General features: G+C 65.6%; 24 protein-coding genes and 1 tRNA gene. 14 read left to right on the top strand and 11 right to left on the bottom strand.

Going from position 1 to position 24,731, the window contains the following annotated elements:
* Positions 1-53: 53 nt before the first annotated feature.
* From OPU69_RS10880 to infA, 5 genes are all read right to left on the bottom strand, one after another.
* A tRNA-Phe gene (locus OPU69_RS10880) sits at positions 54-129 on the bottom strand.
* Positions 130-260: 131 nt separating this feature from the next.
* Positions 261-425, bottom strand: coding sequence for a DNA gyrase inhibitor YacG (locus tag OPU69_RS10875; protein WP_498510985.1), 165 nt, complete (start codon positions 423-425; stop codon positions 261-263).
* A gap of 11 nt (positions 426-436) precedes the next feature.
* Entirely contained in the window at positions 437-1,405 is a 969-nt protein-coding gene (locus OPU69_RS10870) for a ribonuclease E/G (RefSeq protein ID WP_498510983.1), read from the bottom strand.
* Between the two features lies 1 nt (position 1,406).
* Positions 1,407-1,982, bottom strand: a complete 576-nt coding sequence (locus tag OPU69_RS10865) for a Maf family protein (RefSeq protein ID WP_498510981.1) — start codon at positions 1,980-1,982, stop codon at positions 1,407-1,409.
* On the bottom strand, positions 1,982-2,200 hold the full coding sequence (gene infA / locus OPU69_RS10860; protein ID WP_010162480.1) for a translation initiation factor IF-1: 219 nt from the start codon (positions 2,198-2,200) through the stop codon (positions 1,982-1,984). Before infA ends, OPU69_RS10865 begins: the two co-directional genes overlap by 1 nt.
* A 298-nt stretch (positions 2,201-2,498) precedes the next feature.
* On the opposite strand from infA, the gene OPU69_RS10855 reads away from it, so the two are divergent.
* From OPU69_RS10855 to OPU69_RS10825, 7 genes are all read left to right on the top strand, one after another.
* Positions 2,499-5,360, top strand: a complete 2,862-nt coding sequence (locus OPU69_RS10855) for a TonB-dependent receptor (RefSeq protein WP_498510976.1) — start codon at positions 2,499-2,501, stop codon at positions 5,358-5,360.
* A 117-nt stretch (positions 5,361-5,477) separates the two neighbouring features.
* Positions 5,478-6,245, top strand: a complete 768-nt coding sequence (locus tag OPU69_RS10850; RefSeq protein ID WP_060978416.1) for a tetratricopeptide repeat protein — start codon at positions 5,478-5,480, stop codon at positions 6,243-6,245.
* 65 nt (positions 6,246-6,310) lie between these two features.
* Positions 6,311-7,636, top strand: coding sequence for a PQQ-like beta-propeller repeat protein (locus tag OPU69_RS10845; RefSeq protein WP_060978415.1), 1,326 nt, complete (start codon positions 6,311-6,313; stop codon positions 7,634-7,636).
* Between the two features lie 56 nt (positions 7,637-7,692).
* Positions 7,693-9,099 (top strand): ribosome biogenesis GTPase Der, encoded by a 1,407-nt coding sequence (der, locus tag OPU69_RS10840; protein ID WP_060978414.1) that lies wholly within the window; start codon positions 7,693-7,695, stop codon positions 9,097-9,099.
* Positions 9,100-9,241: 142 nt separating this feature from the next.
* On the top strand, positions 9,242-9,691 hold the full coding sequence (locus tag OPU69_RS10835) for an Hpt domain-containing protein (protein WP_060978429.1): 450 nt from the start codon (positions 9,242-9,244) through the stop codon (positions 9,689-9,691).
* 54 nt (positions 9,692-9,745) lie between these two features.
* Positions 9,746-10,270 (top strand): peptide deformylase, encoded by a 525-nt coding sequence (def, locus tag OPU69_RS10830; RefSeq protein ID WP_060978413.1) that lies wholly within the window; start codon positions 9,746-9,748, stop codon positions 10,268-10,270.
* Positions 10,271-10,490: 220 nt separating this feature from the next.
* Entirely contained in the window at positions 10,491-11,996 is a 1,506-nt protein-coding gene (locus OPU69_RS10825; RefSeq protein WP_498510972.1) for a DNA recombination protein RmuC, read from the top strand.
* A gap of 361 nt (positions 11,997-12,357) precedes the next feature.
* Here OPU69_RS10825 and OPU69_RS10820 read toward each other — a convergent pair whose 3' ends face one another.
* The 3 genes from OPU69_RS10820 to OPU69_RS10810 all read right to left on the bottom strand — a co-directional run bounded on the left by OPU69_RS10820 (position 12,358) and on the right by OPU69_RS10810 (position 14,923).
* On the bottom strand, positions 12,358-12,675 hold the full coding sequence (locus tag OPU69_RS10820) for a hypothetical protein (protein ID WP_498510970.1): 318 nt from the start codon (positions 12,673-12,675) through the stop codon (positions 12,358-12,360).
* A 145-nt stretch (positions 12,676-12,820) separates the two neighbouring features.
* Positions 12,821-13,270 carry a hypothetical protein gene (locus OPU69_RS10815; protein ID WP_498510968.1) on the bottom strand — a complete coding sequence of 150 codons (450 nt, stop codon included), beginning with the start codon at positions 13,268-13,270 and terminating at the stop codon, positions 12,821-12,823.
* Between the two features lie 45 nt (positions 13,271-13,315).
* Complete coding sequence (locus OPU69_RS10810) at positions 13,316-14,923, bottom strand: phosphoenolpyruvate carboxykinase (protein WP_498510966.1); 1,608 nt, start codon at positions 14,921-14,923, stop codon at positions 13,316-13,318.
* A gap of 288 nt (positions 14,924-15,211) precedes the next feature.
* On the opposite strand from OPU69_RS10810, the gene OPU69_RS10805 reads away from it, so the two are divergent.
* The 7 genes from OPU69_RS10805 to OPU69_RS10775 all read left to right on the top strand — a co-directional run bounded on the left by OPU69_RS10805 (position 15,212) and on the right by OPU69_RS10775 (position 20,588).
* The gene (locus tag OPU69_RS10805; protein ID WP_498510964.1) at positions 15,212-15,919 is read left to right on the top strand and encodes a response regulator transcription factor; all 708 of its coding nucleotides are present in this window, start codon (positions 15,212-15,214) and stop codon (positions 15,917-15,919) included.
* Positions 15,888-17,486, top strand: coding sequence for a sensor histidine kinase (locus OPU69_RS10800; RefSeq protein WP_498510962.1), 1,599 nt, complete (start codon positions 15,888-15,890; stop codon positions 17,484-17,486). The genes OPU69_RS10805 and OPU69_RS10800 overlap by 32 nt, the downstream gene beginning before the upstream one ends.
* Positions 17,487-17,537: 51 nt before the next feature.
* Positions 17,538-17,972: an HPr kinase/phosphorylase gene (locus OPU69_RS10795; protein WP_498510960.1), complete on the top strand. Its 435-nt coding sequence runs from the start codon at positions 17,538-17,540 to the stop codon at positions 17,970-17,972.
* Between the two features lie 49 nt (positions 17,973-18,021).
* Positions 18,022-18,975, top strand: coding sequence for an RNase adapter RapZ (rapZ, locus tag OPU69_RS10790; protein ID WP_060980343.1), 954 nt, complete (start codon positions 18,022-18,024; stop codon positions 18,973-18,975).
* A gap of 105 nt (positions 18,976-19,080) precedes the next feature.
* Positions 19,081-19,491 (top strand): PTS sugar transporter subunit IIA, encoded by a 411-nt coding sequence (locus OPU69_RS10785; protein WP_060980342.1) that lies wholly within the window; start codon positions 19,081-19,083, stop codon positions 19,489-19,491.
* A complete protein-coding gene (locus OPU69_RS10780) occupies positions 19,488-19,760 on the top strand; it encodes an HPr family phosphocarrier protein (protein ID WP_060980341.1) in 273 nt (90 codons plus the stop codon). Before OPU69_RS10785 ends, OPU69_RS10780 begins: the two co-directional genes overlap by 4 nt.
* Positions 19,761-19,781: 21 nt before the next feature.
* The gene (locus OPU69_RS10775) at positions 19,782-20,588 is read left to right on the top strand and encodes a TrmH family RNA methyltransferase (RefSeq protein ID WP_498510957.1); all 807 of its coding nucleotides are present in this window, start codon (positions 19,782-19,784) and stop codon (positions 20,586-20,588) included.
* Positions 20,589-20,622: 34 nt separating this feature from the next.
* Here OPU69_RS10775 and purH read toward each other — a convergent pair whose 3' ends face one another.
* Genes purH through rpe form a run of 3 tightly spaced genes read right to left on the bottom strand, consistent with a single transcriptional unit; the run spans position 20,623 to position 24,726 of the window.
* The gene (gene purH / locus OPU69_RS10770; RefSeq protein ID WP_498510955.1) at positions 20,623-22,212 is read right to left on the bottom strand and encodes a bifunctional phosphoribosylaminoimidazolecarboxamide formyltransferase/IMP cyclohydrolase; all 1,590 of its coding nucleotides are present in this window, start codon (positions 22,210-22,212) and stop codon (positions 20,623-20,625) included.
* Positions 22,213-22,216: 4 nt separating this feature from the next.
* Positions 22,217-24,067 (bottom strand): heparinase II/III family protein, encoded by a 1,851-nt coding sequence (locus OPU69_RS10765; protein ID WP_498510953.1) that lies wholly within the window; start codon positions 24,065-24,067, stop codon positions 22,217-22,219.
* Complete coding sequence (gene rpe, locus OPU69_RS10760; protein ID WP_060980338.1) at positions 24,064-24,726, bottom strand: ribulose-phosphate 3-epimerase; 663 nt, start codon at positions 24,724-24,726, stop codon at positions 24,064-24,066. The genes OPU69_RS10765 and rpe overlap by 4 nt, the downstream gene beginning before the upstream one ends.
* Positions 24,727-24,731: the final 5 nt, after the last annotated feature.

The following is a 24,731-nucleotide window of genomic DNA, read 5'->3' as shown; positions in this document are numbered from 1 at the left end:
CGCGAATCGTCCGATTCGCAGCGCATGGACTGTTGCGGGCAAGGAATAAGGAGTGGTGCCCGGGGACGGGATCGAACCGCCGACACTGCGATTTTCAGTCGCATGCTCTACCAACTGAGCTACCCGGGCATCGGGCCGTGCCGCACCGTTTGCAGGGTGGGCTTTCAAGGCTCATCGCCAGACCGGCGATTTGGAGCGCCGCCTATAGGCAGGCTTGGGCAGGCTTGTCCATAGCAAAATCACCTGCCCGCCATTGCCGCTCAATCATATTCGGCATCGGGCCGGTCAGCGGGCGGGCCGGGCACGCGATAGCCTTCGCCCAGCCATTGCAGCAGGTCGCGATCCTTGCAGGCCTTGCTGCAAAAAGGCGCGAAATCGGGGCGTGCTGGTTGCTTGCACAAGGGGCAGGGGCGGGGGGTGCTCATGGCCTCCGCATCTAGGGCTGGTGCGGATCAACTGCAACCGGTCGCCCGGTGCGCCGCTGCAGTTCTTCCAGCCAGTCGGGCTGGCGATCCAGCAAAGCCGATTCGGCGGGAGCGAGCGCCAGCGCGATCGGGCCGGTGCCGCCCGAACGCTCGGCGCTGCGCAACTGGCCCAGCAGGCTCCAGCGCACAGGATCGACGGCGTGCAGCTCGATCAGCGATGCACGCGGGCGACGCGCGACGATCTGCATCAGGCCGAAGCCGTTGATCGCGGTTCGCTCGCACGGCAGCTGTATCGCCGCATCGAACGCTTCGACCACGGCATTGCGATCCGCCTTGTCCGACAGGGCCGGGAAATCGACCACGATGCCCCCGCCGATCCCGTGCCGCCGGATCGATTGCCCAAGCGCGGGGGCGGCGGCAAGCGCCAGCGCGCGTGGCGCGACATCGCCGTCCACATCGACGACCATCATCGCGGGCGTTGGCGAGAAGGTCAGCAGCCCGCCGGCAAAGGCGACCTGGCCGATCTCGGCCTCCTCGATCACGTCGTTCCAGCCCGCATCGGCAAGCCGGTCGGGGCCGCCCGCAACGCAGCGGATGATCTCGATGCCTTCGGCGTTCAGCCGGTCGATCAGGCGCGGGGCCGCGCGCAGCGGCGTTTCGGCGGGGACGGGCTTGAGGCGCGGGGGCTTGGCGCGGCGGGTGCCGGGCTCGATCATCGCCTCGCGCACGATCTGCGCGCGGACGATCGCGCCTTCGCTGGCGCCCTTGGGCACCGGCTGGATCATTGCCACGCTGCCATCGGGCAACAGCGCCCGCGCACGATGACCTCCCGCGCTCCTGGCGAGCAGCTTGACGTCGAGCACGGCGCCGACAGCATATGTGTCATCGTTTCGCTGGATGCAGGCCTCGACGATCCGGCCCCGCTCGATCAGCGCTGCGCGCTCTTCGCCGATGCCGTTTTCGTAGAGCCAGTGGGCCATGTCAGGGCTTGAGCAGGCCGGCGCTGAGCAGCATGCTGCGGGTCTCGTAGAGCGGCAGGCCCATGATGCCGCTATAGCTGCCCGATATCGACCGGATCAGCGCCTCGGCGCTGCCCTGGATGGCATAGCCGCCCGCCTTGCCCTGCCATTCGCCGCCCGCAATATAGGCTTCCACCTCGTCGGCATGCAGCCGCTTGAAGGTCACGATGCTCTCGGAAAGCCGGTGCAGGGCGCGTCCGCCGGGCAGCATCAGCGTGACCGCAGACAGCACCAGATGCCGCCGTCCGGAAATGAGGTCCAGGCACATGCGTGCATCGGCCTCGCTCTCTGCCTTGGGCAGGATGCGCCGACCGGCGGCGACGACCGTATCGCCGGACAACACGGCACTATCGCGATGCTGCGCGGCAATCACTGCCGCCTTTTCTGCCGCCATGCGCCGGGCATAGACGCGCGGCAGTTCGCCCTTGCGGGAGGATTCGTCGATATCGGCGGGGATGATGGCGTCCGCAGTGACGCCGATCCGCGCCAGCAATTGCTGGCGGCGGGGGCTGGCCGATGCGAGGATCAGCTGCGCCATTATTTGAAGCGGTAGGTAATCCGGCCCTTGGTCAGATCATAAGGCGTCAGCTCGACCAGAACCTCGTCGCCCACCAGCACGCGGATGCGGTTCTTGCGCATCTTGCCGGCGGTATGGCCCAGAATTTCATGATCGTTTTCCAGCTTCACGCGGAACATGGCGTTGGGAAGCAGTTCGACCACCTGGCCGCGCATTTCGAGAAGTTCTTCTTTTGCCATTCGGCCCCTGCAATGTGGTTTGCGTTTGTGGCGGCGCGACCTTTTCACACCGCCTGTCTGCACGGACGGGATACCCGTGAGCCCGCGCAAAGTTCAGCGCGCCTTACAGACAAAGCGTGCAAAAGAAAAGACGGGAGTTTGCAAGGGGCTGGCCGACGCGGCGAACCGAAGGTCTGGCTAAAATTTGTTACAATTCAGCACTGGGCAATGCAGGCATCCGCATCATATTGCGCTGCAACAGATCAATCCCCCAGGCGCTGCCCCCATCGTCGCCGAAGATAAAGAGACGCTGTCCCCCATGATCCTTCTGCCGCTCTCACGGTCAAACGACCCATGCGCCGTGCGCCGCCCGCTCGGCCTGTCCCTCGCATCGGTGCTGCTGGTTGCCGCGAGCCCCGCCGCACTGGCTGCATCGCTCGACGATGAAGCGGCCGATGCCAAGGCCGCCAGTGCCGAGGCTGCGCAGCCGCAAGACGCGGCGCAAACCCCCGCCGATCCGCCGCCGCCCGATACGGAGCCGGATGCCGATGGCGAGACCATCGTGGTGCGGGCCGAGCGGCTGCGCGGGTCGATCCAGACCGACATTCCGCCGGTGACCGAACTCAATGCGCAGGATGTCGCAAGCTATGGCGCCTCGTCGCTCGCCGAGCTGCTGCAACAGATTGCGCCGCAGACCGGCAGCGCGCGCGGGCGCGGCGGCGACGGCCCGGTGGTGCTGCTCAACGGCCAGCGCGTCTCCGGTTTCCGCGCGATCCGTGACATTCCGCCCGAGGCTATCGCCAAGGTCGAAGTGTTCCCCGAAGAGCTCGCGCTCAAATACGGCTTCCGCCCCGATCAGCGCGTCATCAACTTCATTCTGGTCGACAATTACCAGAGCCTCGCGGCGGAGGTCGACAACGGCCTTTCGACCCAGGGCGGTTATGGCACAACCGAGTTCGAAGGCACCTTTACCAAGCTGGGCAAGGACACCCGGCTGATCATCGACGTGGAATACGAGATGGCGACCGCCCTGCGTGAGAGCGAACGCGGGATCGTGCAGCCGGACAGCAGCGCACCTTTTGCGCTGGGTGGCAATGTCGGCGCGTCGCCCTTCGGAACGGGCGCCGAGATCAGCCCGGCGCTGAGCGCGCTCGCCGGGCGGACGGTGACGCTGGCAGGCGTGCCACAGGGACTGACCGGCGCCCCGGCGCTCTCCGCCTTCAATGCCGCGCCGAACACGACCGATCTGGGCGAGTTCCGCACGCTCATCCCCAATTCGGACCGCATCCAGGCGAACGCGACCTATGCCCGCAATCTGGGGCCGGACACCAATGTCCAGGTCAACGCGACCTATACGAACAATTTCGCGACCTCGCTGCTCGGACTCAACACTGCCACGCTGACGGTTCCTGCGGCCAACCCGTTCAACCCCTTCGGCCGCGATGTCAGCCTGCTCACGGCGTTCGGCGATCCACGCGCGATCACCCGGACGGTCGATAGCGACACCTATTCGCTGGGTTTCAACGCGAATGGCGTGCTGCCTGCGAACTGGAAATGGGCGCTAACGGGTGACTATACCCGGGTCGATACGCTGACGATCATCGATCAGCCCGTGGACACGAGCGGCGTCCAGGCCGCGATTTCGCGCGCGAGCGGAGCGATCAATCCGTTCACCGGGACGCTCGGTTCGCTGCTGCCCGGCCTGGTGAGCGATACGGCAGAGAGCCGCAACCAGCTGTTCAACACGCAGCTCACCGCCAATGGCAAGCTGGCCGATCTGCCGGCCGGCCCGGTCAACCTCACCCTGGTCGGCGGCTTTGCCCGCCGCCTGCAGGATTCGACCGACAGCCGCAGGGCAGGGCAGGGCAGCGTCTCGCTCACCCGAAGCGAGGCGAACGTCTCGGCGAACATCGATGTGCCGCTGGTCGACACCTATATGTCCGACTGGTTCGGCAAGCTCTCGGTCAACGGCAATCTCGGCTATCGCGAGCTGAGCGATGTCGGCGGGTTGCTGAGTTTCGGCTATGGGCTTAACTGGTCGCCGACCGACACGCTGACGATCCAGGCCTCGCTGATCGGCGAGGAGGCCGCGCCCGGCATCGGCCAGCTGGGCGATCCGCAGATCGTGACCCCCAATGTCAGCACCTTCGATCTTGCGCGCAACGAGACGGTGCTGGCGACCATCATTTCGGGCGGCAATCCGCTGCTGACGGCCGAGGAGCGTCGCGACGTCAAGGTGTCGGTGAGCTATCGGCCGCCGTTCATCGAGGGGCTGGATTTCCTCGGCGAGTTCATCCGCAACCGGAGCTATGGCACCACGGCATCCTTCCCGATCCTGACGCCCGAGATCGAGGCCGCTTTCCCCGACCGCATCATCCGCGACAATGACGGCACGCTGCTCGCGATCGACCAGCGCGCGATCAACTATGATCGGGTGACCAGCGATCGGCTGCGCTACGGCATCAACTTCTCGAAGCGGATCGGTGGCGATGAACGCGGTGGCGGCGCTGGCGGCCCCGGTGGTCCTGGGCGGCAGGGCGCGGGCGGCCCGCCGCGTGGTCCGGGGGCCGGCGGTCCTCCGCCGGGCGGTCCAGGGGGCGAGCGTGCAGCGGCGGGCGGACCTCCGCGTGGCCCCGGCGCCGGTGGTCCGCCGCGTGGTCCGTCAGGCGGCTTCGGTCCTGGCGCGGGCGGGCGTGGCGGTCGCTGGAACATCTCGATCTATCATACCGTCCGCTTTGCCGAGACGATCCGCATCCGTCCGGGACTGGCCGATCTCGACCTGCTGGGCGGCTCGGCCATCGGATCGAACGGCGGCGTGCCGCGGCATGGCGTCGAGCTGGAGGGCGGGCTGTTCCTCAACGGCATCGGCCTGCGCTTTACGGGCAATTACCAGAGCGGATCGCGCGTCGACGGCGGCGGGCTGCCGGGCTCCACCGACCTGCGCTTCAACGATATCGCGACCTTCGGCATGCGCGCGTTCGTCAATTTCGACAACAAGCCCAAGCTGACCGAGGCACTGCCGTTCCTCAAGGGATCACGCCTGCGGCTGGGGGTAGACAACATCTTCAACGCGCAGCAGCGGGTGACCAACGAGGCGGGCGAAGTCCCGCTGCGCTACCAGCCCGGCTTTATCGATCCGCAGGGACGCGTGGTTTCGCTGAGCTTCCGCAAGCGCTTCTGAACCCGGGGGCGGCGTGGCAAATTTGCCATGGCTTTTGGCGAAGCCCGCGTTTAAAGACGCTGACCTTGAGCCGGGGCGAACGCCTTTCGGCCGCGAAAGCTATGCAAGGAGCCCGTTTTGGCGCTGACACCGAATAAGGACGCAGACGCCGCGCGCGACGCCATGTTCCTGCGCGAAGTCGATGATGCGCTGCGTCAGGACCAGATGGCGGGGATCGTCCAGAATTACGGCAGGCACCTGCTGATCGGCATCGTCGTCATCCTGCTCGCGCTGGGCGGCTGGTTCTGGTACCGGCACAGCCAGGCCGAGGCTGCCGGCGTGCGCGGCGAGGAAATGACCAATGCGCTCGATGCGCTGCGGGGCAACAATCTGGCAGGCGCGGCCAACGCCCTGAAGCCGCTCGAGACTGCGGATCAGCCGGGCTATCGCGCCGCCGCGCAGCTGCTCCAAGCGGGCATCAAGCAGGAGCAGAACGATCCCAAGGCGGCAGCGGCGATCTTTGCCAAGGTGGCCGGCGATGACAGTCTGCCGCAGCCGCTGCGCGACCTTGCGCTGATCCGCCAGACGGCGGCGGAATATGACAGCCTGAAGCCGCAGGACGTGATCACGCGGCTCAAGCCGCTGGCGGTTCCCGGCAACCCCTGGTTCGGCAGCGCGGGCGAAATGGTGGCCATTGCGCACATGCGGATGAACAAGCCGGACCTGGCGGGCCCGCTGTTCCAGCAGTTGGCCGAAGACAAGCAGGTGCCGGAAACCATCCGTTCACGTGCGCGTCAGTTGGCGGGTGTCATGGGCATCGACGCGGTCGATGATCCGGGCAAGGCGCAGGGCGTTGCGACCCCCGCCGCTGCGCCGGGTCTGGCCGCACCGTCGGGTGCGCAATAAGAAGAATTTTGCGGGTCGCTACCGTTGACGTTGATTTAGTGATGATTCGGGGAGCTTGACTGGCAATGCACAAGGCAAAATGGGCGACGATTCTCGCGCTGTCGGCCACGCTGGCAGGATGCGGCGTTCTGGGCGGCAAGGACAAGCCCGTCACGCCCACTGTGGGCAATCGAACCTCCATTCTGACCCGCGCCGAAAATGGTGCGGAGGTGGACAAGGACCTGGCCGGCGTATCGGTAATCCTGCCCCCGGCAGTGACCAACGCAAATTGGAACCAGCCGGGCGGCAGCGCCACCAAGGCCATTGGCCATCTGACCATCGGCGACACTATCACCCGCGCCTGGAGCGCCCGGATTGCAGGGTCGAGCCTGCGCGTCCGCCTCGCCGCCGCGCCGGTTGTGTTCAACGGTCGCCTCTATGCCATCGACACCAGCGGCACGGTTCATGCTTATGATGCCGCGTCGGGTGCCCCGGTCTGGTCGGTGACGATCGAGCCGGATAATGGCGGATCGGCCTCGGTTTTCGGCGGCGGCGTCAGCGTCGATGCCAACCGGGTCTATGCCACCAACGGCGTCGGCGAAGTCGCTGCGCTTAACCCGAGCGACGGTTCGCAGATCTGGCGCGTCAAGCCGGCCGGCCCACTGCGCGGCGCACCGACCCTGGCCTTCGGCTCGGTCTATGTGATGACGCAGGACAACCAGCTCATCGCACTCAACCAGACTGATGGCACCACCACCTGGAGCCAGAGCGGATCGCTCGGCCAGGCGGGCGTGTTCGGCGTCGCGGCACCTGCGGCAGGGCAGGGCACCGTGGTCGCAGGCTTCTCGAGCGGTGAGCTGATCGCCTATCGCTATGAAAACGGGCGCAACCTGTGGTCCGATGCTCTGGCGCGCACCAGCATCTCGACCTCGGTGTCGACGCTGACCGATATCGATGCCGATCCGATCATCGATCGCGGCCGCGTCTATGCGGTGGGCGAGGGCGGACGCATGGCCGCCTATGAGCTGGTGACCGGCCAGCGCATCTGGGAGCTCAACATCGCGGGGATTTCGACCCCGGTGATCGCGGGCGAATGGCTGTTCGTGCTGACCGACGACGCGCGCATCCTGTGCATCGCACGCGCCACCGGCAAGGTGCGTTGGTCGACCCAGCTGCAGCGCTACCGCAAGGAAAAGAAGAAGGAAGGCGCGATCTACTGGAACGGGCCGGTGCTCGCGGGCGGCCGCCTCTTCACCGTCAATACCGAGGGCGAAGTGGGCAGCGTCAATCCGGCGGACGGCACGTTTTCGCTGCTGTTCGAGCTGAAGGAGAAGGTGTCGCTGCCCCCGATCGTGGCAAACAACACGCTCTACATTCTTGACGACGGCGGCACGATTACCGCCTATAGGTAAGGGCAGCCTGATTGCGGGGGGAGACAAATGCTCCCTTCCGCTATACAGGCGGCAGAATGTTACCCGAAATCGTCATTATCGGCCGGCCCAATGTCGGCAAATCCACTTTGTTCAATCGTCTGGTGGGCAAGAAGCTGGCGCTGGTCGACGACCAGCCCGGTGTCACGCGCGACCGGCGCGTCGGCAAGGCCGAGCTGCTGGGCCTACATTTCCAGATCGTCGATACCGCCGGCTATGAGGACGAAGACCCCGAAACGCTGCCGGGCCGGATGCGCCAGCAGACCGAGGCCGCCGTCGCCAGCGCGCGCGCGGCGATCTTCGTGTTCGATGCCCGCGCCGGGCTGACCCCGCTCGACGAGGAAATCGCCCGCTGGCTGCGCACCACCAAGACTCCGATCATCCTCATGGGCAACAAGGCGGAAGGCCGTTCTGCCGATGCGGGCCTCATGGAATCCTATGCGCTGGGCATGGGCGAGCCGATCGCGTTCAGCGCCGAACATGGCGTGGGGCTGGCCGAACTGTTCGACGCGTTGCGCCCGCTGATCGAGGACTGGGAAGAAGAGGGCGAGCCGGAGACCGAGTTCGCCAATGTGCATCTCGATGCCGAATCGGTTGACGAAAGCGCGCTCGAAGCCGCGCCGCTGCAGCTTGCGATCGTCGGGCGTCCCAACGCGGGCAAGTCGACGCTGATCAACAAGATCCTGGGCGAGGATCGGCTGATCACCGGGCCCGAGGCCGGCATCACCCGCGATTCGATCGCGATCGACTGGACCTGGAACCCCGCCGATGGCGCGCCGCCCCGCAAGGTGCGGCTGATCGATACCGCCGGCATGCGCAAGAAGGCCAAGGTCACCGACAAGCTGGAAAAGCTCTCGGTTGCCGATGCGCGCCGCGCGATCGACTATGCCGAGGTCGTGGTGCTGCTGCTCGATGCGACGCGCGGGCTGGAGCTGCAGGAGCTCAAGATCGCCGACCATGTGATCAAGGAAGGCCGCGCGCTGGTCATCGCGATCAACAAATGGGACGTGGCGCAGGATGCCTCGAGCCTGTTCAACGGCATCAAGGCCGCGCTCGATGAAGGTCTCGCACAGCTCAAGGGCGTGCCGGTGCTCACCATTTCGGGCGTGACCGGCAAGGGTATCGACACGCTGATCAAGGTCGCGTTCGAAACCCGCACCGCCTGGTCGCGGCGTGTTTCGACCGGTCAGCTCAACCGCTGGTTCGAGATGGCGGTGGAGACCAATCCGCCACCGGCGCCGGGCGGCAAGCGAATCAAGCTGCGCTATATCACTCAGGCCAAGGTGCGCCCGCCGGGCTTCGTCATCTTCGGGACGCGCGTGGATGAGCTGCCCGAAAGCTATTCGCGCTACCTGGTCAACGGCCTGCGTCGCGAGCTTGGATTCGGCGCGGTACCCGTTCGCCTGACCTATCGCGCGCCCAAAAACCCCTTTTCAAACAACTGATTTGGGGGCAATTATTGAAGGTAGGGCAGTCGTCGACATTTTTGTCTTAAAATGATCTATGACTAGCTTTGCGCAAGACTTCATTTACCATTAGCGATGTAGTTTCCGGTGTCAGTGCTTGGACATGCCGGGAGAAAGCATCATGTCTTACGAGGAAGCGCCGCTGGTCAACTGGTCGACCTATGCCGATGCACGGGCGACTATGGGCAACGATTTCGTGCGCATTCTGGGCTATTTTCGCGAGGACGGCGTCAAGTCGGTCGACGCGATCGAAGCTGCGATGCGTGAACGCAACGCGGCCCGGCTGGTGCTGCCCGCGCACACGCTGAAGAGCGAAGCGCATCAGTTCGGTGCCGAGCGCCTTGGCCTGCTGTCCGAGAAGATCGAGATGGTCGCGCGGCATTGCGTCGAGACGCATGTCGAGCCTGACGAACTGCTCGAAGACGTGGTGTCGTTGCGCGAGATGTTCCTCGGCTCGCTCACGCTGCTCGAAAAGGAAGCCAACCCGCTGGTCGAGCGACGCGGCTTTGGCCGACGCGCGCTCGCCCCTGCCGGCGGCCTGTCGGCGCCGCGCAGCTTCGGTCGCGCCTGATAGCGTCCGCGGCCACCGCTTGACCGGGCGGCCTTGCGGTCATATCTGGACGGCATGGCTATCCGTCCCATCCTTGAAGTGCCCGATCCGCGGTTGAAGACCGTCTCCACCCCTGTCGAGACGTTCGACGAAGACCTGCGCACCCTGGTCGCCGACATGTTCGAGACCATGTACGACGCGCCCGGCATCGGCCTCGCTGCGATCCAGGTCGGCGTGCCCAAGCGGGTGCTGGTGATCGACCTGCAGGAGCAGGAAGACGAGGAAGGCAAGCCGATCAAGGCGCCGCGCGTCTTCATCAATCCCGAAATCCTCGACCCGTCCGCCGAATACTCGCTCTACAACGAGGGCTGCCTTTCGGTCCCCGACCAATATGCCGAAGTCGAGCGCCCCGCGAGCATCCGCGCGCGCTGGCAGGATCTCGACGGCAAGGTGCACGAAGAAGCGATGGACGGGCTGATGGCGACCTGTCTGCAGCACGAGATGGACCATCTCGAGGGCATCCTGTTCATCGACCACCTGTCGCGCCTCAAGCGCCAGATGGTGCTGAAAAAGCTCGAGAAGATGCGCAAGGCGGCGTGACCGCTGCATTGACCCTTAATTGCTGAAAGCCGTCACCCCCGCGAAGGCGGGGGTCCCGCTACTCCTTCGCCATTGCCAAAGCAGCGGGATTCCCGCGTGCGCGGGAATGACGGGGGCGGACAAGCACCTCTCCCCAATCCTGCGGCATTGCCCCATTGCCAATCACCGCACCGCGCTCTAGGTTCGCCTTTCGTTCCACTCCTCTGCGCGGAAGCTTGTCATGGACCCGATGGTCGCCATTCTTATCGTCATTTCGTTGATCGCAGGGCTTGGCATCGGCTGGTTCTTCGGCGGCAAGCCGGTTGCCGATGCGCGCAAGGAGCGTGATGAGGCGCAGGGGCAGCTCAAGGCGCTGCAGGAGCAGTTCAACGCCGCGATCCGCGATCTTGCAGGCGCTAGCGAGCGTGCGAAGCTCGCGGATGAGTTCGCGCTGAAACTCGACGAAGCGCGCCAGCAGGGCGCGGCGCTTCAGGGCCAGCTTGCCGCGGCGAGCGAACGCGCGCGCCAGGCGGATGATCTTGCCCAGCGGCTCGACACGGCCCGCGCGCAATATGAGGCGGCAGCGACCGAGCTGTCGGCGCTCAAGGCCGATGCCGCCAATCACGACAAGCAGGTTCGGCTGCTGGTCGAGGCGCGTGAGCAGCTCGCACAGCAATTCGGCGAGGTCGGCAACAAGCTGCTGGGCGAGGCACAGGAGGCGTTCCTGCGCCGCGCGAACGAGCGCTTTGCCCAGTCGGAAGAGAAAAACGAGGAAAAGATCCGCGCGCTGCTCGCGCCGGTGGGCGAGCGGCTGAAAAGCTATGAGGATCAGGTCCAGAAGATCGAGGCGACGCGCAGCGAGGCCTATGGCAACCTCACCGGCCTGATCGAGCAGATGCGCGCCGGGCAGGAGCGGGTGCAGACCGAAGCGGCGCGGCTGGTCAACAGCTTGCGTAACGCCCCCAAGGCGCGCGGGCGCTGGGGCGAGCAGCAGCTGCGCAACGTGCTCGAAAGCTGCGGCCTAGCCGAACGCACCGATTTCCTGATGGAGCTGAGCGTCGATACCGAGGATGGTCGGCTCCGCCCCGATGCGGTGGTCAAGGTGCCCGGCGGTCGGTCGCTGGTGATCGACGCCAAGGTGTCGCTGAACGCCTATCAGGACGCTTTCGGGGCGGATGACGACGATGCGCGTCGCATCGCGCTGACCGCGCATTGCGCCTCGATGAAGGCGCATATCGATGGCCTGTCGCGCAAGGCCTATTGGGACCAGTTCGCCGACGCGCCGGATTACGTCATCATGTTCGTACCCGGCGAGCATTTCCTTTCGGCCGCGTTGGAGCATGACGCCAAGCTCTGGGACTATGCCTTTGAAAAGAGGGTGCTGCTGGCCACACCGACCAATCTGGTCGCCATCGCGCGCACCGTCGCCAGCGTCTGGCGGCAGGAAGGCCTGGCGCAGGAGGCACGGCAGATCGGCCAGCTCGGCAAGGAGCTCTACGACCGGCTCGCCGTTTCCGCCGAGCATTTGAAGCGCGTCGGCTCAGGCCTGTCGAGCGCGGTCGGTCATTACAACAAGTTCGTCGGCAGCTTCGAACGCAACGTGCTGTCCACTGGCCGCAAGTTCGCCGCACTCAATATCGAAACCGGCAAGCGCGAGCTCGAGACGATCGACGAGATCGAGGCGTTGCCGCGCTACGGCGATGCCGCGCTGATCGCGGCGGGTGAGGCGGAGGAAGCGGCGGAGTAACCTAAAATCCTCCCACAGCTTGCTGGGGGAGGGGGACCGCCCGCGCAGCGGGTGGTGGAGGGGTGAAGGTGTTGTGCCCCGATAATCGTCATGCCGTATCGCTTCCCCTCCACCCCCGACCTTCGGTCGGCGGTCCCCCTCCCCGAGACAAGCTCGGGGAGGATTTGGAGCGAAGCTTGGATTTCTCCCCTCGTGCTGGCGGGAGGGGTGGCGAAGCCGGGGCGGGGCGAGCCGGAGGCGAGCTTGGTGAGCGCGACTTTTCTGGCCCAGCCCGGTTCGGCGGACCGAACCTTCCCCTCCCGCAAGCGTGAGGGGAGAGATGGCAGGGCATGCCGTCGCCTCGGGCGGCTCGTGAGGTTGCTTACTGCCCGGTGAACTTCTTCGCGAAGCCCATGATGTCGTTGACCGGGTTGCCGTCGCCGTCGCGGTCGAGAAAGCCGCCGATCTTCTTCAGCGCATCCTCGCCGCCGACCTGGGCAAGCAGGTCCTGCAGCTTGTCGAGCGGCAGGCCGGTCGATTGCGCGGCGGATGCAGCGGTGTCGCCGGGTTGCGGCGCGGCCTTGCCGAGCGCCGCCATCGCGGCCTGGACCTGCGCTTCGCTGAGGCCGACCTGCTTGGCGAGACTGGCGATCTTGTCGGTGCCGCCGAGCTGGCCGACGATGTTGTTGAGGAAATCCATGCCTTTGTCTCCCATGTTCGCCCTAGCCCGTTTTCCGACCAAAGCCGGAAAGCAGAGTGGATGCCGTGCCATCTGACTTCTGGGCTCCGGCTTTCGCCGGAGAACGGTTCAAGTTATCACTGCGAGCAGGAGCACGCCATCGGCATTAGCCAGGCAGCGCCTCCAGATCAGGTAAAATCACCGCACGCCGCGCTTCGACAGAGAACAGCCGATCGCGCGAATAGAAGCGTAGCGGCCAGTCGCGCGCGCTCTCGGGCTCGGTCAGCAGGAGATTGACCCGATCGACCAGTGGCACCACTTCATCGCAGCGCCGGTGAAACGCCGCGACACCCATTGCATAGCAATGCGTGATCGTGGCGTGGAAACCGCTGCTGTCGGTGTTGGGTGTGCCGACGCTGTCATTGTGTCGCCGGATGATGCCGGGCAGGTCGTTGGCCAGGCAGATATCGGGCCGCTCCGCGACAAGCCAGTAGCAGGCGGCGACATGCGCCTCGTGCGTCCATTCCTCGTATGGGAGGCATGAAGCGATCAGCCGCTCGCCAAGATGGCGAACGGCTGCGCTGGAATCGAAAAATCTTATGCTGCGGTCGGTCATGATTGGGCTTTCGGCAAGGAAGGCCCGATCGTGAACGGGGCCGGGTCAGGCGGCGACGGCCTGACGTTGCGGGGCGGCGGCGCGGACCGCCTCATCGACATGCTCTTCGAATTGCGCGAAATTGTCGATGAACTGGCCGACCAGCTTTTGCGCGGTGGCGTCGTAATCGGCCTTGTCCGCCCAGGTGCCGCGCGGATCGAGAATCGCGCTTTCGACGCCCGGCACGCTGACAGGAACCTCGAAGCCGAAATTCGGGTCCTTGCGGAATTCGGTGCTGTTCAGGCTGCCGTCGAGCGCGGCGTTGAGCAGCGCGCGCGTCGCCTTGATCGGCATGCGGCTGCCGACGCCGTGCTTGCCGCCGGTCCAGCCGGTATTGACCAGCCAGCAGGTGACATTGCCCTTGGCAATGCGCTCCTTGAGGAGATTGCCATAGACCGACGGGTGACGCGGCATGAACGGCGCACCGAAACAGGTCGAGAAGGTCGCCGAAGGCTCGGTCACGCCGATTTCGGTACCGGCGACGCGCGCGGTATAGCCCGAAAGGAAGTGGTACATCGCCTGTTCGGGGGTCAGCCGCGCGATCGGGGGCAGCACGCCATAGGCGTCGGCGGTCAGGAAGATGATGTTCTTCGGTACCGGCCCCAGATTGTCCTTCGACGTGTTGGGGATGAAGTCGATCGGGTACGAACCGCGGCTGTTTTCGGCGAGCGAATTGTCGGCAAAGTCGAGCGTGCGGGTGGCCGGGTCCATCACCACATTTTCCAGCACCGTGCCGAAGCGTCCGGTGGTGGCATAGATTTCGGGCTCGGCCTCGGGCGAGAGGTTGATCATCTTGGCATAGCAGCCGCCTTCGAAGTTGAACACGGCAGTGTCCGACCAGCCATGCTCGTCATCGCCGATCAGCGTGCGGCTGGCGTCGGCCGACAGCGTGGTCTTGCCGGTGCCCGACAGGCCGAAGAACACCGCGGTGTCGCCTTCGGGGCCGATATTGGCCGAACAGTGCATCGGCATCACGCCCTTGGTCGGCAGCAGATAGTTGAGGATGCCGAAGACCGACTTCTTCATCTCGCCCGCATAGGCGGTGCCGCCGATCAGGATCAGCTTTTCGGTTAGGTTCACCGCGATCACGGTCTCGCTGCGCGTGCCGTGCTTGGCCGGATCGGCACGGAAGCTGGGCAGGTCGATGATCGTGTATTCGGGCGCGAAATCGGCAAGCTCCTCGGCCTTGGGGCGGACGAGCAGCGTGCGGATGAACTGGCTGTGCCAGGCGAATTCGTTGATGACGCGCACGTTGACGCGATATTCGGGCTGCGACCCGCCGAACAGGTCCTGTACGTAGAGCTTGGGCTTTTCGGCGAGAAAGGCCAGGAAATCGGCCTTGAGCGTAGCGAAATTCTCGGGCGTCATCGCGACATTGGTTTTGCCCCACCAGACGGTGTTTTCGGTCTCGGCGTCGCGGACGATGAACTTGTCATTGGCGCTGCGGCCCGTGTGCTTGCCGGTTGCGACGACCAGTGCGCCGCCCTTGGCCAGCGATCCCTCGCCGTTGCGCAGGGCCTCTTCGACCAGGGCTTCGGTGCCGAGGTTCCAGTGCTGGTTGTCGGTTGCGGTAATGCCCTGATCGGCAAGCGAAACTTTGGATTTGATGGCCACTGCTGATATTCTCCCAAGTTGATGCCGCCCCTGGCTGATCTCGCGCCCAACCGCCAGCCTTCGTCAATCCGGGACGACTCACGCAGTCCTTTTCTCGTGATGCAACTGTCCAAGACGTCTGCCGCCATGTCTGTCAATAGCTGCTACCGGTGTCATAACATGGGTAGTGCATTGTTGCGGATGCACACCCAAAATGCTGCGTTGCGGCATTCGCCAGATAGCTGTTTACCCTGCCGCCATGATATGCGACCGGCATGACGACGCAGTTCGAGGAGGATACGGCCACTCATGGCGGCAGTGATTGCGCTGGTCGATGACGACCGCAACATTCTGACATCGGTATCGATCGCGCTGCAGGCGGAAGGCTTTGTCACGCGGCTCTATTCGGACGGGGAGACGGCGCTCAAGGCGATTGTCGACACGCCGCCCGACCTGTGTCTGTTCGACATCAAGATGCCGCGCATGGACGGTCTGGAGCTGCTGCGCCGGGTGCGCGAGCACAGCGCGGTGCCCGTGATCTTTCTGACCTCAAAGGACGAGGAGCTGGACGAGGCGCTGGGCCTCGCCATGGGGGCGGACGATTATATCACTAAGCCGTTCTCGCAGCGGCTGCTGATCGCGCGGATCAAGGCGATCCTGCGCCGCGCCGAACTGATGCGCGCACCCGAAGTGCCCAGCGACGAGCCCGCCGCAGAGCCGATCGTGCGCGGGCGGCTGGAGATGGACCCGGCGCGGCATATGGTGGCGTGGGATGGCAAGAAGGTGACGCTGACCGTCACCGAATTCCTGATCCTGGAAGCGCTGGCCGCGCGGCCCGGCGTCGTCAAGAGCCGCAACCAGCTGATGGACGCGGCCTATCAGGACGATGTCTATGTCGACGACCGCACGATAGACAGCCATATCAAGCGGCTGCGGCGCAAGTTCCGCGAGGTCGATCCCGAATTTTCCGCTATCGATACCCTCTATGGCGCCGGCTACCGTTTCGCAGGAGAATAACCCGTCCGCATTGCGGCTGGGCTGGACGCGCCGGGTCTCGCTGACCTGGCGCATCCTGGCGGTAAACGTGTTCGCGGTGGCGATGCTCGGAGGCGGGCTGCTCTATCTCGACAGCTATCGCGAGCAGATCATCCAGGAACGGCTCGAGCAGGAGCAGCAGAGCATCTGGCTGCTTGCGCATGCGCTGGAGCGTCTCGACCAGCCGGATCGCATCGCCATGATCAAGGCGGTCAGCCGGCGCTATGACTCGCGCATCCGGCTCTATGAGGCGCGCGGCCCCGTTACGCTGGACAGTTTCGCGCTGGCGTCGCCCGCCTATCGCCTGCGCGATCCGTCCGAAGAGCCCTGGCAGCGCCATGCCGCACGGCTGCTCGATCAGGGCTTCGACTGGCTGGTCGATGCAAAGCGGGTCGACCGTTTCGTCGAGCGCCGACCCGATCGGCTGCAGAACTGGCCAGAGGCGCTCGAGGCCCAGCGCAGCCGGACAGCGATCGCCCGGATGCGCTATGCGCCAGATCGCACCCCGATGATCAGCGCGGCGATTGCGCTTCCCCGGGGCGGTGGCATGCTGCTGACCAGCTACAATGCCCGCGACGTTACAAGGATCGTGCGCAAGGAGCGTTTCAACCTGTCGATGATCGTGTTGGCGACGGCACTGGTCTCGATCCTGTTTTCCTTGTTTCTGGCGCGGACGATCGTGCAGCCGCTGCGTCGCCTCGCGAGCGCTGCCGTCAGAGTGCGGCTGGGCCGCGCGCGCGAGGTGGTGGTGCCGCGCTTGCCCTCGCGCGGCGACGAGATTGGCCTGCTCGCGCGTTCGCTTTCCGACATGAGCATGGCGCTGCGCATGAAGATCGACGCGACCGAGGCCTTTGCCGCCGATGTCAGCCACGAGCTCAAGAATCCGCTCGCCTCGCTGCGCTCTGCACTCGAGGGGCTGGCCAGCGTGAAGGACGAACGACTGCGCGCGCAGCTGTTCGAGATTGCGTGCAGCGACGTCCGGCGGCTCGACCGGTTGATCACCGATATTTCCGAGGCGTCGCGCGTCGACGCGCAATTGACCCGGACCCGGTTCGAGCCGATCGATCTGGGCGAGATGATCGAGAATCTGCTCGAGCTGCGCCGTTCGCGCGGGCTCAACCAGGGGCGCGAGACCGCCTTCGCCCGGCCCCGGCGTGGCGTCGCGGTGGTGATGGGCGAGGGGACGCGGCTGGAACGAGTCATCTCCAACCTGCTCGACAATGCCATATCCTTCTCGCCGCCCGGCGGACTGGTGCGGATCGAGGCGACGCAGATGCGCGGGCGCGTGCTGGTGCGGGTGATCGACGAAGGCCCCGGCGTGCAGCCCAGCGAGCGCGAGGCGATTTTCCGTCGCTTCCATAGCGCGCGCCCCGAGGGAGAGGCGTTCGGCCAGCATAGCGGCCTGGGTCTCGCCATCGCGCGGACGATCGTCGAGGGGCATCACGGCACGATCACGGTCGCCGATCGCGACGATGGAGCGCAGGGCGCAGTGTTCGAGATCTGCCTGCCTGCCAAGGATCAGCAGGAACTGCCGATTTCCCCGGCCTGAAAATGGCGCTAGAATGGGGATAAATCCGAACGCGGATGAGGGGAGGGGATCATGGCGCAGGGTGACAGGATCACCTATCCGGCGAGTTGCGTCAGCATTGGCGGCGCAGCACTGCTGATCAGCGGCGAATCGGGCATCGGCAAGTCCGAACTGGCGCTGGCGCTGATCGATCGCGGCGCGCGGCTGATCAGTGACGATCACACCGCACTGCACCGCGCGGGAAATCGCATCATCGCCTCGCCCGCGCCCCATATCGGCGGCATGATCGAGGTGCGCAATCTGGGGCTGCTGCCGATCGAGCCCGGCCCGGATTGCCCGGTTGCGCTGCTGATCGAGCTCAACCGCGCTGCGCCGCGCTGGATCGAACGGAGCCAGCATCGCGCGTTGCTGGGCGTGGATATCCCGGAAATCCTGCTGTCGCCCGATAGCCGGGTGCTACCGATCAAGGCCGAAATGGCATTGCAAGCCTATGGGGTCAAAGGCTAGTCACAGATGGGCGCGGCCCGACACGAGCGCGGCACGCCAGGGGTGGCCAATGACCGATTCCAGTACTGCACAGGCGGGTTTGCCTGCTGTCGAACCGCACCGCGTGCTTCTGGTCACGGGGCTGTCGGGTGCTGGCAAATCGACCGCGCTCAAGACGCTGGAAGATTTGGGCTGGGAGGCGATCGACAATTTCCCCATCCGGCTTTTGCCTTTGCTGATGGATACGCCGCAGGCGGTTCGCCGCGACGGGCAGGAGCGGCCGCTCGCCATCGGCTTCGATACGCGCACGCGCGGGTTTGATCCGGGATCGATCGTGCGGCAGGTGCGCGATCTCGAGGAGCGACCCGAATATGCGATCAGCACGCTGTTCCTCGATTGCGCGGGGCGCGAGCTGCAGCGGCGCTATGCCGAGACGCGGCGCCGTCACCCGCTGGCGCAGGACCGTTCGGCCGAAGCCGGTATTGCCGAGGAGCGCGAATGGCTGCAGCCGCTGAGGCGCTGGGCGGAAAATGTCATTGATACGACCAACCTCGGCCTGTCGGACCTGCAGCAGGAAATTCGCAGCCGCTTTGCGCTCGAGCAGTCGCCGACCAGCATCATCGTCACCAGTTTCGGCTTTGCGCGCGGTATGCCGCCGAGCGCCGATCTGGTGTTCGACATGCGCTTCCTGCGCAATCCCTATTGGGACCGTTCCTTGCGCGAGATGACCGGGCTGGAAGCGCCGGTGGGCGCGTTCATCACCGAAGACCCGGCCTATCAGGGCGCCGTCGATCGTATCGTCGATCTGCTGACCTTCCTGCTGCCGCGCTATCAGGCGGCGGCCAAGGCCTATGTGCACATCGCAATCGGCTGTACCGGGGGGAGACACAGGTCGGTGTTCGTCGCGCAGGAGATCACCAAACGCTTGCAAGCAGCAGGCTTTTGTCCCACTGTCCAGCATCGCAACCTGACGTCACGACCCACGGATGCCATAGAAGAAAGCCCCGCGCCGCCGCCCGCATGAAGGCAGCGCGCCGGGCAGGGGAGAGATCGCTGAAACTGGCGCGGGTCAGGGACAGACGTCGGCAATAGAGACTTCAAGCTACAGAAACTGGTATAAACATCCCCCATGATCGGTCTTATTCTCGTCACCCATGGACGGCTCGCGCAGGAATTTCTGGTCGCGATGGAACATGTGGTGGGCAAGCAGCAGCATATCGAAACTATCGATATCGGCCCCAATGATGACATGGAGCAGCGGCGCGCGGATATCGCGGCCGCCATCGCCAGGGTCGATACCGGCAAGGGCGTGATCGTGCTGACCGACCTGTTCGGCGGCACGCCCTCGAACCTCGCCATCTCGCTGCTCGAAGCGGGCCGGGTCGAGGTGATTGCCGGGGTCAACCTGCCGATGCTGATCCGTCTCGAGGGCGCACGCCGATCGATGAACGTGCGCGATGCGGTCGCGGCCGCGCGCGATGCCGGGCAGAAATATATCAGCGTCGCCTCCGACCTGCTGGGCCAGGAAAGCGCGCAATGAGCGAGCAGACCGTGCAGATCACCAACCAGCGTGGCCTGCACGCCCGGGCGAGCGCCAAGTTCGTCGCTGCCGTCGCGCGCCTGCCCGAAACGGTGAAGGTGCACGTCAGCAAGGACGACAACGAGGTTACCGGAAGCTCGATCATGGGGCTGATGATGCTGGGTGCCGCGCGCGGCGACAGCATCACCATCCGCGTCGAGGGCGAGGGCGAAGACGCCGCGCTCAAGAAGCTGGTCGGCCTGGTCATGGACGGTTTCGGCGAGGACTAACCGTCCTTCCGGCCCCTTGCCATGACGATTCATCGCCATCTCATCACCGGATTTTCCAACCCCGCGGTCAAGGCGGCGCGCAGCTTGCGTGAAAAGAAACACCGCAAGCGCGAGGGCCGTTTCCTTGCCGAGGGGCTCAGGCTGCTCACCGAGGCGCGCGAGGCCGGCATTGTTCCCGAAGCGCTGTGGCTGGGCCAGCAGCGCGACCCGCACCCGCTGATCGACGCGCTCGAAGCGGCGGTCGTCGCGGCGGGCGGCACGATCTACGAGACTACCAGCGATATCCTGTCCAAGATCAGCGGCAAGGACAATCCGCAGACGGTGCTCGGCGTGTTCGCCGATCTGCCGACGTCGCTCGACGCGCTCAATCGCAGCCGCTCGGGTATCTGGCTGGTCGCGCAGTCGATGCGCGATCCGGGCAATCTGGGCACCATGCTACGCACCTGCGACGCGGTGGGCGCGGGCGGGCTGATCCTGGTCGACCAGTGCGTCGATCCGTTCTCGGTCGAAGCGGTGCGCGCGAGCATGGGTGCGGTGTTCACCGTGCCGGTGGCGCAGGCCGAATGGGGCAATTTCCTGCGCTGGCTGCGCGCCGGACCGGGGCAGCTGGTCGGCACCAGCCTCAACACCAGCTTCGATTATCGCGGTGCGGATTATGCTGCGCCCTGCTTCCTGCTGATCGGCAACGAGGCGCAGGGGCTGCCGCCCGCCTATGAGGCGGAGTGCGACCTGCTGGTCAAGATCCCGATGCTCGGCAAGGCGGACAGCCTGAACGCCGCGGTCGCCGCCGCCGTCATGGCCTATGAGGTGCTCGCCCGGCAGGGCTGATCCGCGCCGGGCTCGCCCGATCAGTGGCGCCAGATCAGTGGCGGAAGTGGCGCATTCCGGTGAACACCATCGCCAGGCCAGCCTCGTCAGCGGCCGCAATCACTTCATCATCGCGCATCGACCCGCCCGGCTGGATGACCGCCGTCGCGCCCGCTTCGACCGCCGCCAGCAGGCCGTCGGCGAACGGGAAGAAGGCGTCCGAAGCGACCGAGGAGCCCACCGTGCGCGGCTCGCCCCAGCCATAGGTTTCTGCGGCCTCGCGCGCCTTGGCAGCGGCGATGCGCGCCGAATCCCGGCGGTTCATCTGACCCGCGCCGATCCCGGCGGTCGCGCCATCCTTGGCATAGACGATCGCGTTCGACTTGACGTGCTTGGCCACGGTCCACGCGAACAGGCAGTCGGTCAGCTCCTGCTCGGTCGGGGCACGCTTGGTGACGACCTTCAGGTCTTCGCGGCGGATGCGGCCATTGTCGCGCGATTGCAGCAGCGCGCCGCCCGCGATCGTGCGCAGCGCGATGCCGCCGCGCGCCGGGTCCCAAAGATCGCCGGTCAGGATCAGCCGCAGGTTCTTCTTCTTCGCGAACACCGCCTTGGCCGCCTCATCGGCATCGGGCGCGCAGACCACCTCGGTGAAGATGTCGCTGATCGCCTCGGCGGTGGGGCCGTCGAGCGGGCGGTTGACCGCGATGATGCCGCCAAAGGCCGACACGCTGTCGCACTGCAGCGCCGCCTTGTAGGCGCTGACCAGATCGTCGCCGCTCGCCACACCGCACGGATTGGCGTGCTTGACGATGACCACGGTCGGCGGGCCGTCGCGGAATTCGGCGACCAGCTCTAGCGCCGCATCGGCGTCGTTCAGATTGTTGAAGCTCAGCTCCTTGCCCTGAACCTGACGGTGGTCGGCGAGCGAGCCGCCGGGCGCGAAGGCGGGCAGATAGAGCGCCGCGCTCTGGTGCGGATTCTCGCCATAGCGCAGCGCCTGGCCCTTGCGGAACGGGACCGAGAGCTTCTCGGGATACATCTCGCCCTGATCGGCAAAGGCGAACCAGCTCGCGATCATCGCGTCATATTCGGCCGTGGCGGCATAGGCCTTGGCCGCTAGCTTGCGGCGGAAGGCAAGCGTGGTTGCACCGCCGCTCGCCTGCATCTCTTGCGCCAGCGTCGCATAATCGGCGGGATCGGTGACGATCGTGACGAAGGCATGGTTCTTGGCGGCAGAGCGCACCATGCTGGGGCCGCCGATATCGATATTCTCGATGATCTCGTCGCGCTCCGCACCCTTGGCGACGGTCGCGGCGAAGGGATAGAGGTTGACCACGACCAGATCGATCGCGCCGATGCCATGCGCTTCCATCGCCGCGACATGCTCGGCATTGTCACGCACCGCGAGCAGCCCGCCATGCACCATCGGGTGCAGCGTCTTGACGCGGCCGTCCATCATTTCAGGGAAATCGGTGATCTGGGAAATGTCGCGCACTTCAAGGCCCGCATCGCGCAGCGCCTTGGCAGTGCCGCCGGTGGAAATGAGCTCCACCCCATGCGCCGCCAGTGTTTTCCCGAGTTCGGCCAGGCCGCTTTTGTCAGAGACGGAAAGCAGTGCGCGTTTGATCGCAATATCGGTCACGTGATTATCCCATATGCTTGATAAGCCAGCCATAATTGCCGCCGCCCACCGATGCGGTGCCGGAAAGGACAATCTGCTGGCTGGGCCGGATCTGCCCGTTTTCGTCCACCCAGAGGCTTTCCTCGAGCGTTACCTTGCTGGCGGCAGAACGGAACTGCCAGAGCGATCCGTCGGCGACGCGCAGAAACACGCCCCAGCCATCGGTCGCAAGATGCGCCTCGACATCCGGCCCCAGATGGAAGCGGATGGCAAACGGCACATCGCCCTGTTTCTGACGGCCAAACCCACGCCCGAAACCGCTTTTGGCGGCGGGCAGCAGCACGTCCTCGCCGCGCAATTCGCGGCCGTCGCTGCGCAGCACGAGCAGGCGGCGGTGGATCAGACCATAGCGCCTGGCATAGCCGTCATGCGTCATGTCGAGCCGCGCGGCATCATCGCTGTCGCGCCGGTCGAGCTCGACCAGCCCCACGCCCTTGCCGAGTTGGCCCTTGGGGAGCACCGAGGTGCTGTTGGTATCGTCGAGGCATAACGTCGAGTGCGCCGCCGTCGCGCGCAGGCCCCTGGCAAGCTCGGGCGGCATGTCGGGGGCAATCGCGCTCGCGCCGCCGCAATTGACGATCAGCCGATAGGGCCCATGGCTCATCTCGAAGGCCAGGGTGGACGCGCAGCCCATGACCGCATGCCGCGCCATGGCGGGGGTCCCGGCATCGACCAGCACCACGGTGCGCCCGGCGGGCACGCGCTGATAGCCCCAGTGCCGCGCATCGCGCAAAGGCCGCGCGCGGATGCCGCTCGCGCGGATCAGCGTCGCCATGCTCTCGGCAGAAATGCCCGGTGCGCCCTGCCAACTGCCCAGGCCTCCGTCGTGGTGGGTCAATCCCTGCAGCGCCGGCACCGCACGGCTCAGCGCCAGTTCGACAATGGGAGACAGCAGCTCGCCGCGTGCAGCATAGACCGCGCGCAGCATGGACAGCACCTTGATCGCCTCGATCTGCGCCAGCGGCGAGCGCGAGAGCGCGCCGCCATCCTCGCCCATAAAGCCTTCGATCGCGCGCTTCAGCCCTGCTTCGCCGAAGATGCGGCGCGGCTCGCCATCGGGCAGCAGCAGCGCCGCGCCGACCACGCCCGCCCAAGCGGTGACCCGTGCGAGGCCTTCCGGCGCCTTGTCGGCAACATGGTCGAGATGCCGCGCCGTGCTGGCGAAATTGCGCAGCACGCGCGAGCGATAAACAAGATCGCTGCTCGACAGGATCAGCGGTGCATGCGCGGCGCAATTGAGCATGCGGCGCGCGGCCAGATCGGCGCGCCAGGCCGGATCGGCCACGGTCTCGAGATTCGCAGCGAGCCACTGATCGACCAACTTCTCGGCGATGGGCACGCAGGTTTCGCGCGGTGCCGCTGCGGCCAGATCGCGCAGCCAGGCAAAGCTGTGAATGTAATCGAGCGCCTCTGGCGGCGCCTGGAGCGTCGCGAAGTTGAGCTTGGCAAATTCGATCCGCTGGCCAGCAACCTGAAAGAAGCCGGCGCGGATCGCCTTGCCGCGCCGCGCATCGCCGGGGAACGGATCGTCGGGCGCTGCGAGCAGCCGCAGCGGCGAACGGCCCTTGAGCCGCAGCTTGTGCAGCGGCGTGCGCCAGGTCATCCGGTAGAAATAATGAACGATGCTTTCAGTGAGCGAAAGGCCGCGATCGTTTTCCACACGCACGAGCTGCTTGCGTGCCGATTGCGGGCTGTCCTCGATCAGGTCCGGGCGGGATTCGAGGTCCGCGCCGATCAACGGCAGGCGGCGTTCGTCCTCGCTGGCCTGGGCTGCGCGGGCGCCTGTCCGGCGGCTCTCGGACAGGACATCGCTCATTGGCCCTTCAGCTCCCGGATATTGGCAGCGTAGCGATCGGGTCCGCCCTTGAAGCTTGCCGTGCCTGCAACCAGCACATTCGCCCCGGCATCCACTGCCTGTGGCGCGGTGATCGTGTCGATGCCGCCATCGACCTCCAGATCGATCGCGCGGCCCGATTTTGCGATCATCTTCGCGATCGCCTCGATCTTGCGCAGCTGGCTGGAGATGAAGCTCTGTCCGCCAAAGCCGGGATTGACGCTCATCACCAGGACAAGGTCGACCTCGTCGATCAGATAGTCGAGCATCTTGGCCGGAGTCGCGGGGTTGAGCACCACGCCCGCCTTCTTGCCCAGCGACTTGATCAGCTGCACCGTGCGGTGAACATGCGGCCCTGCCTCGGGGTGCACGGTGATGATGTCCGCGCCGGCATCGGCAAAGGCCTGGACGTACTGGTCGACCGGCGAGATCATCAGATGCACGTCGAACGGCTTGGTCGTGTGCGGACGCAGCGCCTTCACCACCGCCGGGCCGATGGTGATATTGGGCACGAAATGCCCGTCCATCACATCGATATGAATCCAGTCCGCTCCCGCCGAGTCGATCGCGCGCACTTCCTCGCCCAGACGCGCGAAATCGGCGGACAGGATCGACGGAGCTATCAATGGGGGCTGCGGCATAGGCC

It is taken from the genome of Blastomonas sp. 34TW (genome assembly GCF_059803595.1).
Note: the sequence above shows the minus strand (reverse complement) of the source record. Positions and strands in the feature narration are given on the sequence as shown.